This window comes from Pseudomonas sp. GD03858 (assembly GCF_029840925.1).
Taxonomy (GTDB): Bacteria; Pseudomonadota; Gammaproteobacteria; order Pseudomonadales; family Pseudomonadaceae; genus Aquipseudomonas.
The window spans coordinates 23702-30284 of record NZ_JAOCDM010000063.1 but is presented as its reverse complement, the minus strand read 5'-3'; the positions used below and the strand labels follow the sequence as shown (position 1 = coordinate 30284).

7 protein-coding genes are annotated in these 6583 nt (G+C 64.0%); 5 read left to right on the top strand and 2 right to left on the bottom strand.

Annotated elements, in window-relative coordinates:
* Positions 1 to 58 precede the first annotated feature (58 nt).
* Positions 59 to 997 carry a ZIP family metal transporter gene (locus N5D48_RS16570; RefSeq protein WP_279886216.1) on the bottom strand — a complete coding sequence of 313 codons (939 nt, stop codon included), beginning with the start codon at positions 995 to 997 and terminating at the stop codon, positions 59 to 61.
* A 127-nt stretch (positions 998 to 1124) separates the two neighbouring features.
* Between N5D48_RS16570 and N5D48_RS16565 the strand changes: the two genes are divergently transcribed.
* From N5D48_RS16565 to N5D48_RS16550, 4 genes are all read left to right on the top strand, one after another.
* On the top strand, positions 1125 to 1316 hold the full coding sequence (locus N5D48_RS16565; protein ID WP_279886213.1) for a PLDc N-terminal domain-containing protein: 192 nt from the start codon (positions 1125 to 1127) through the stop codon (positions 1314 to 1316).
* A 186-nt stretch (positions 1317 to 1502) separates the two neighbouring features.
* A complete protein-coding gene (locus N5D48_RS16560) occupies positions 1503 to 3578 on the top strand; it encodes an LTA synthase family protein (protein ID WP_279886210.1) in 2076 nt (691 codons plus the stop codon).
* 145 nt (positions 3579 to 3723) lie between these two features.
* Positions 3724 to 3960 (top strand): hypothetical protein, encoded by a 237-nt coding sequence (locus N5D48_RS16555; protein ID WP_279886207.1) that lies wholly within the window; start codon positions 3724 to 3726, stop codon positions 3958 to 3960.
* A 182-nt stretch (positions 3961 to 4142) separates the two neighbouring features.
* On the top strand, positions 4143 to 4475 hold the full coding sequence (locus N5D48_RS16550) for a ribonuclease E inhibitor RraB (RefSeq protein ID WP_279886205.1): 333 nt from the start codon (positions 4143 to 4145) through the stop codon (positions 4473 to 4475).
* Between the two features lie 4 nt (positions 4476 to 4479).
* Here the strand turns inward: N5D48_RS16550 and N5D48_RS16545 are convergent, their stop codons facing one another.
* A complete protein-coding gene (locus N5D48_RS16545; protein ID WP_279886202.1) occupies positions 4480 to 5283 on the bottom strand; it encodes a cytochrome c in 804 nt (267 codons plus the stop codon).
* A gap of 529 nt (positions 5284 to 5812) precedes the next feature.
* Between N5D48_RS16545 and N5D48_RS16540 the strand changes: the two genes are divergently transcribed.
* A complete protein-coding gene (locus N5D48_RS16540; RefSeq protein ID WP_279886199.1) occupies positions 5813 to 6547 on the top strand; it encodes an amidotransferase in 735 nt (244 codons plus the stop codon).
* Positions 6548 to 6583 lie beyond the last annotated feature (36 nt).

The following is a 6583-nucleotide window of genomic DNA, read 5'->3' as shown; positions in this document are numbered from 1 at the left end:
CCTTTCGCGACACAAGGCCGCTCCTACAGGAATTGCGGATGGCCTGAGAATGTGTGTCTCAACCCAGCGCGGTATCGAGAAACATCATCACCGCGAACCCGCCCATCAGCCCCAACGTCGCCGCGGTCTGGTGCCCGTTGCGATGGGTTTCCGGGATCACCTCGTGGGACACCACGAAGATCATCGCCCCCGCCGCCAGGCCCATGCTGATCGGATAGGCCAGGGCGAAGCCGCTGGAAATCCCCAGGCCGATCACCGCGCCCAGGGGCTCCATCAGCCCCGAGCCGATCGCCACCAGCGCCGCCTTGAAATTCGACAGCCCCGTGGCGCGCAAGGCCAGGGCCACCGCCAGACCTTCGGGAATATCCTGGATCGCGATGGCGCTGGTCAGCGGCAGGCCGATGTTCAGGTCGCCATTGGCGAAGCTCACGCCGATGGCCATGCCCTCGGGCAGGTTGTGCAAGGTGATGGCCAGCACGAACAGCCAGACCCGGCTGATGCGTTCGGCTTCCGGGCCGCAGGGGCCGGTGCTTTCATGTTCGTGCGGGGTGAAGCGGTCGAGGCCGAGCATCAGCAGTACGCCCAGGCCCATGCCCAGCACCACGGTGAAGGCCGCCGCCGGGCCGTTGCCGGTGATTTCCCGGGCCGCGTCCAGGCCGGGCAGGATCAGCGAAAACGAACTGGCGGCGAGCATCATGCCGGCGGCAAAGCCGAGCATGACGTCCTGGGTGCGGGCGTTGACGTCACGCAGGATCACCGCCAGCACGGCGCCCAGCGCGGTAGCGCCGAAGCCGGAGAGGCCGCCGAGCAGGGCCAGGTGCAGGTTGTCGGCGTGGTCGCCGTTGACCGCGTTCCAGACGCTGGCCAGCAGCAGGGCGGCAATGGCCAGCAGGCTCAATGCCAGGCCGGCGCTCAGCCAGGGGGTATTCAACGCCTGTTGGCGCCAGGCATCGAGCATGGGGACAGGGGCGGAGCTGTGGGTGCGGGCGGGGGGCATGCGGACCTCGAGGCAGTGAATGGCGCCAGTCTAGCCAGTGACCTGCCATGCCGACCAAGGATTCCCTTCTATCGCCGCCATAGGCAGCTATGCTTGGCCGCATGCACACATCGATGGGAGTGGCGGCATGGGTTCCACCTTCAATGGCCTGGTCGGCCTGATCATTCTCGCCCTGGACATCTGGGCGGTTCTCAATGTGCTCAAGAGCGGCGCCGAGGTCGGCATCAAGGTCCTGTGGATCCTGCTGATCATCCTGCTGCCGGTGCTGGGGCTGATCATCTGGGCAATCGCCGGGCCTCGGGGCAATGTGCGGATCTGAGGGCTGCCATCGCAACTGTGTAACTTTGTAAGGGCAGCCTGCTCTCGACAAAATTTTCACACTCGATTTTTGAAAATCCGCGCCGCACAATGCGGCCTTGGTCTCACCTCGCGTTCGAGGGGTCGAGCACCAGGCTGTCGGCGATTTCGCCTTTTCGCAAACCGCAATCCTAGGACCTCTCCATTCATGGCTAACACGGACGCCTTGAAGCAACAGGGCGTGCGAGGCTCGTTCTCGCCGACCCTGAAATCCCACCTGGCCTACACATTGCTCAGTGGCCTGGTGATCATGCTGATGCTCAGCCTGGTGCGCCTGGCGCTGCTGGTCTACAACAGCGACATGATCGGCGACACGCCGTCCTCGACCGTTGCCGAAGGCTTCTTCAACGGCTTGCGTTTCGATCTTCGGGTGGTGGTGTACATCAGCATCCCACTGCTGCTGGCGCTGCTCAGCCCCTGGCTGATGGCCCGCCGAGGCTTCTTCCGGTTCTGGCTGACCATCGCCTCGAGCGTGGTGATGTTCCTCGGCCTGATGGAGATGGACTTCTACCGCGAGTTCCACCAGCGCCTGAACGGCCTGGTGTTCCAGTACATAAAGGAAGACCCCAAGACCGTCATGAGCATGCTCTGGTACGGCTTCCCGGTGGTGCGCTACCTGCTGGCCTGGCTGGTCGGCACCTGGTTGCTGAGCCTGCTGTTCAAGGGTATCGACCGCCTGACCCGTGGCGAGCAAGGCACCCAGTCCACCGCCGCTGGCAAGCTGGCGCCGTGGTATGGCCGCCTGGCGCTGTTCATGGTCGTGCTGCTGGTGGCCGTGGTTGCCGCCCGCGGCACCCTGCGCCAAGGCCCGCCCATGCGCTGGGGTGACGCCTTCACCACCGACTCGAACTTCGTCAACCAGCTGGGCCTGAACGGCACGCTGACCCTGATCGACGCCGCCAAGAGCCGCTTTGGCGAAGACCGCGCCAACATCTGGAAGCCCGTGCTCGAGCAGCCGCTGGCCACCCAGACCGTGCGCGACCAGCTGCTGACCGCCAACGACACCCTGGTCGATGCCGACGAGGCCGCGATCCGCCGCGACTTCCTGCCGCCGCAGGCCAACACCCTGCCGGTGAAGAACGTCGTGGTCATTCTCATGGAAAGCTTCGCCGGCCACTCGGTGGGCGCGCTGGGCAGCCCGAACAACATCACCCCGTACTTCGACAAGCTGGCCAAGGAGGGTCTGCTGTTCGACCGCTTCTTCTCCAACGGCACCCATACCCACCAGGGCATGTTCGCCACCATGGCCTGCTTCCCCAACCTGCCGGGCTTCGAGTACCTGATGCAGACTCCCGAAGGCGGCCACAAGCTGTCCGGCCTGCCAGCGCTGCTCAGTGCCCGCGACTATGACGATGTCTACGTCTACAACGGCGACTTCGCCTGGGACAACCAGTCCGGGTTCTTCGGCAACCAGGGCATGACCACCTTCATCGGCCGCAACGACTTCGTCGACCCGGTGTTCTCCGACCCGACCTGGGGCGTGTCCGACCAGGACATGTTCAACCGCGGCAACGAAGAGCTGGCCAAGCATGACGGCAAGAAACCGATCTACGCGTTGCTGCAGACCCTCTCCAACCACACGCCGTATGCCTTGCCCAAGGACCTGCCGGTGGAGAAGGTCACCGGGCAGGGGCGCCTGGACGAACACCTGACCGCCATGCGCTACTCCGACTGGGCGTTGGGCCAGTTCTTCGAGAAGGCGCGCAAGGAGCCTTACTTCAAGGACACCCTGTTCGTCATCGTCGGCGACCATGGTTTCGGCAACCATCAGCAGGTCACCGAGCTGGACCTGGGCCGCTTCAACGTGCCTCTGCTGCTGATCGCCCCGGGCATCCAGGAGAAGTTCGGCGCGGTCAACCATACCGTGGGCACCCAGGTCGACATCGTGCCGACCATCATGGGCCGCCTTGGTGGTCAGGCCCGTCACCAGTGCTGGGGGCGCGACCTGCTCAACCTGCCTGAGGGCGACCAGGGCGTGGGCATGATCAAGCCGTCGGGCAGCGAGCAGATCGTCGGCCTGGTGCAGGGCGATCGCATCCTCATCGAGGCCAAGGACATGACCCCACGGATGTATCGCTACCAGCTGGGCCGTGAGTTCAAGGCCGAGCTGATCGAGAGCCCCGACCAGCCCGAGATGTTGAAAAAGCTCGAGGCGTACATCCAGACGGCGACCAAGAGCCTGCTGGACAACACTGCCGGCGTGGTTCACGGCACGCCGAAGTAAGTCCGCCTGGCAACGCTGAAAGCCCGCCGTCGACCGGCGGGCTTTTTTCATGCGGTTTCATGTGCCCGGCTGAACGTTTGGCCCGGTGCGGCGGTCAAGCTAGTACGCAGTTTTCACTCACCGTTGTGCCAGCGAGGACTGATCGATGAAAGCGTGGGAAATCAGCTTTGCCGACCAGAAGGGCGAACCGCAGACACTGCTGATCGATGCCGAGCAGCGCCCCAGCGAAGAAGACGCAGCGCGCGCCATTCGTTCCCGTTTGTTCCCGCTCATGGACGAACTGGACCTCAACGACTTCCAGGACCGCAGCTATTCCCCCACGGCACGCTGGCTCAAGGAACAGAGTGGCGTGATCATCACCACCATTCGCCAGGTGCCCTAGGCTGCCGCTCGCTGGCGTAGTGCCTGTACAGGCACTACGCTGCAAACAGATGCCGGTCTACTCTGCGGGCCGGCGTCCATTTCATTCGCGTCTTGCAATCCGCTCGTACTGCCGGGCCCTTCGAGCCCGACAGGTGCGTTGTGCACGGAAAGTCTATCCATTGCTATGCAGGAGGACGTTTCATGAGCAGCCAGAACGACGATATCAGCAGCAGTGTCCTGCGCCAGATGAAAGCTGGTGGTTTCGACTTCACCCGTATCCATCCCATCGAGTTCTATGCCGTCTTTCCAGATGAAGTCGGTGCCCGCCGGGCGGCGCGGCAGTTTCGCGGCGAATCCCTCAGTGCCCAGGTGAGCGAGCGCGACGATGGCGCCTGGCACCTGGAGCTGAGCAAGGTCATGTATGCCACCCACGGCGGTATCGGGGCCTTCGAACAAGCGTTCGAACGGGTCGTTTCACCCTATGGCGGCGAGGTCGAGGGCTGGGGCGTCAAGCAGGAGCGGCCGATCGCCTAGCGCATCATTGCCGTTTATGCCCAGCCATGTGCTTCAGGTAGGCCAGCAGCGCGTCGAGTTCCCGTTCGTTCAGCACCTGGGGAGGGAAACCAGGCATTTTCGCCTGGGGCCAGTGCCGCAGACTTTGCGGATCGCGAATGTACTGGCGCAGGAATGCCGGCTGGAAGTACTCGGTCGGGTTGTGCGGCAGGTTCAAGTCCGGGCCGAACTGCGCATCGCCTGCGCCATTGAGGCGATGACAGGCCAGGCAGTTCTGCTGGAACAGGGCAAAGCCTTGGCGCACTGGGTCGCGCTCGGCGAGGCTCGGGTCGGGCAGCAGCGCGGGGAAGCGCGTTGCCACCGGCGCCAGACGGCGGATCGTGGCGATCTGGAACGGCCATTGCTCCGGGCGGATCGCGCCGGCCTCGGGGCGTTGCCACACCAGGTAGAACGGTCCGGCGCTTGGTTTGTCCTGGCCCAGTGCCGGCCAGGGGCGGGTCGGGTCCTCGATGGCCAGCCAGGCCAGTGCCGGGCCCTGCTGCAACAAGGGGCCTGCCGGCATCTCGGCGGCGAAGCCATCCAGGGCCACGGCTTGCAGATGATCGCCGGAGTTCACGCCTTCCAGCAGTACGGCCAGAGGCAGCGCGCGGTAGTGCATGACCCGCTTGTAGGCGACGTCATGGGCCACGGTGATGTCGCGGGTCTGCGGGTGCTGGAGCAACTGCTCGCTGCTCCAGTGGCGGCTGGCACCGCCCAGTTCGAGGGTCAGTTGCGCCGCCGCCAGTGGCAAGGCAAACAGCAGGCAGAGTAGGGTGATGCACAGGCGCATGGGCAACCTCCAGCCATCAAGGCTGGCAGATTACCTGTGCGTTGCCGGAAATAGCCACAGCCCGCGTCAGCCGAACAGTCGCGTGAGGTTCGGCAGGATGAGCAGCAGTGTCGTGGCGAAGAGGATGAGCCCCGCTTGGCGTACTTTCGATTGTCTGAACATGGCGGACCGCCTTCTTGTTGTTATTCCTGAATAGCCCTTGGCTTCCCTGTCTCGCGTCGGGTCGATCGCAGTTGGCACGTTGGCGCGCCGTCTGTGTTTTCCTCATGTTTCTGGGTATACAACCAACAGTAGGGGCCGCGTCATCCTTGTTTCAGAACCCTTTGTTCTAACCAGGAAGTTGCTGATTTCCGATCGTTCAAAGGCCACTGGCCACTGCGCTGGCACGCTCAGGCTAGACGAGTGCGCGGCCAGGGTTACCAAGGGTTACAGGGCCTACCGTTCGTCTGGACATCCTACTTGCTTGTGCGGGTCTTTCGCGTCAGTCTCTACAGCAAATCCCACCCACATGTCGTTCAGGACTACCGCTATGTCGTTACGCATCTGCATCCTCGAAACCGATGTCCTGCGACCGGAACTGGTCGCGCAATATCAGGGCTACGGCAGGATGTTCGAGCAGCTGTTTTCGCGCCAGCCGATCGCCGCCGAGTTTGACGTGTACAACGTGATGAACGGCGATTATCCCCCTGACGGCGAACGCTTCGATGCGTACCTGGTGACCGGCAGCAAGGCCGATTCGTTCGGTGACGCCCCGTGGATCCAGACGCTCAAGGCCTACCTGCTCAAGCTTTACGAGCGCGGCGAGAAGTTGCTGGGGGTGTGTTTCGGCCACCAGTTGCTGGCATTGACCCTCGGCGGCAAGGCCGAGCGTGCCGACAAGGGCTGGGGCGTGGGGATCCATCGCTACCGCCTGGCGGCCCATGCACCGTGGATGGACCCCGAGGTGAGCGAGCTGACCCTGCTGATCAGCCACCAGGACCAGGTCACCGAGCTGCCCGAGGGCGCCACGGTGATCGCCTCCAGCGATTTCTGCCCGAACGCCGCCTATCACATCCGCGATCAGGTGCTGTGCTTCCAGGGGCACCCGGAGTTCGTCCACGATTACTCGCGGGCGCTGCTCGACGCGCGCCAGCAGTATCTGGGCGACGAGGTGTACCAGAAGGCCGTGGCCAGCCTGGCGACCGAGCACCAGGGCGATCTGGTGGGCGAGTGGATGCTGCGCTTCGTGCAGCAGCCGGCCAAGGCCGGCGACAGCGCTGCCTGAGCACTGTGGGAGCGGGCAAGCCCGCTCCCACGAAAC

Excerpts from the sequence above, each read along its gene's own strand:
- N5D48_RS16570 (WP_279886216.1), bottom strand. The coding sequence starts at position 997 with ATGCCCCCCGCCCGCACCCACAGCTCCGCCCCTGTCCCCATGCTCGAT.
- N5D48_RS16565 (WP_279886213.1), top strand. The coding sequence starts at position 1,125 with ATGGGTTCCACCTTCAATGGCCTGGTCGGCCTGATCATTCTCGCCCTG.
- N5D48_RS16560 (WP_279886210.1), top strand. The coding sequence starts at position 1,503 with ATGGCTAACACGGACGCCTTGAAGCAACAGGGCGTGCGAGGCTCGTTC.
- N5D48_RS16555 (WP_279886207.1), top strand. The coding sequence starts at position 3,724 with ATGAAAGCGTGGGAAATCAGCTTTGCCGACCAGAAGGGCGAACCGCAG.
- N5D48_RS16550 (WP_279886205.1), top strand. The coding sequence starts at position 4,143 with ATGAGCAGCCAGAACGACGATATCAGCAGCAGTGTCCTGCGCCAGATG.
- N5D48_RS16545 (WP_279886202.1), bottom strand. The coding sequence starts at position 5,283 with ATGCGCCTGTGCATCACCCTACTCTGCCTGCTGTTTGCCTTGCCACTG.
- N5D48_RS16540 (WP_279886199.1), top strand. The coding sequence starts at position 5,813 with ATGTCGTTACGCATCTGCATCCTCGAAACCGATGTCCTGCGACCGGAA.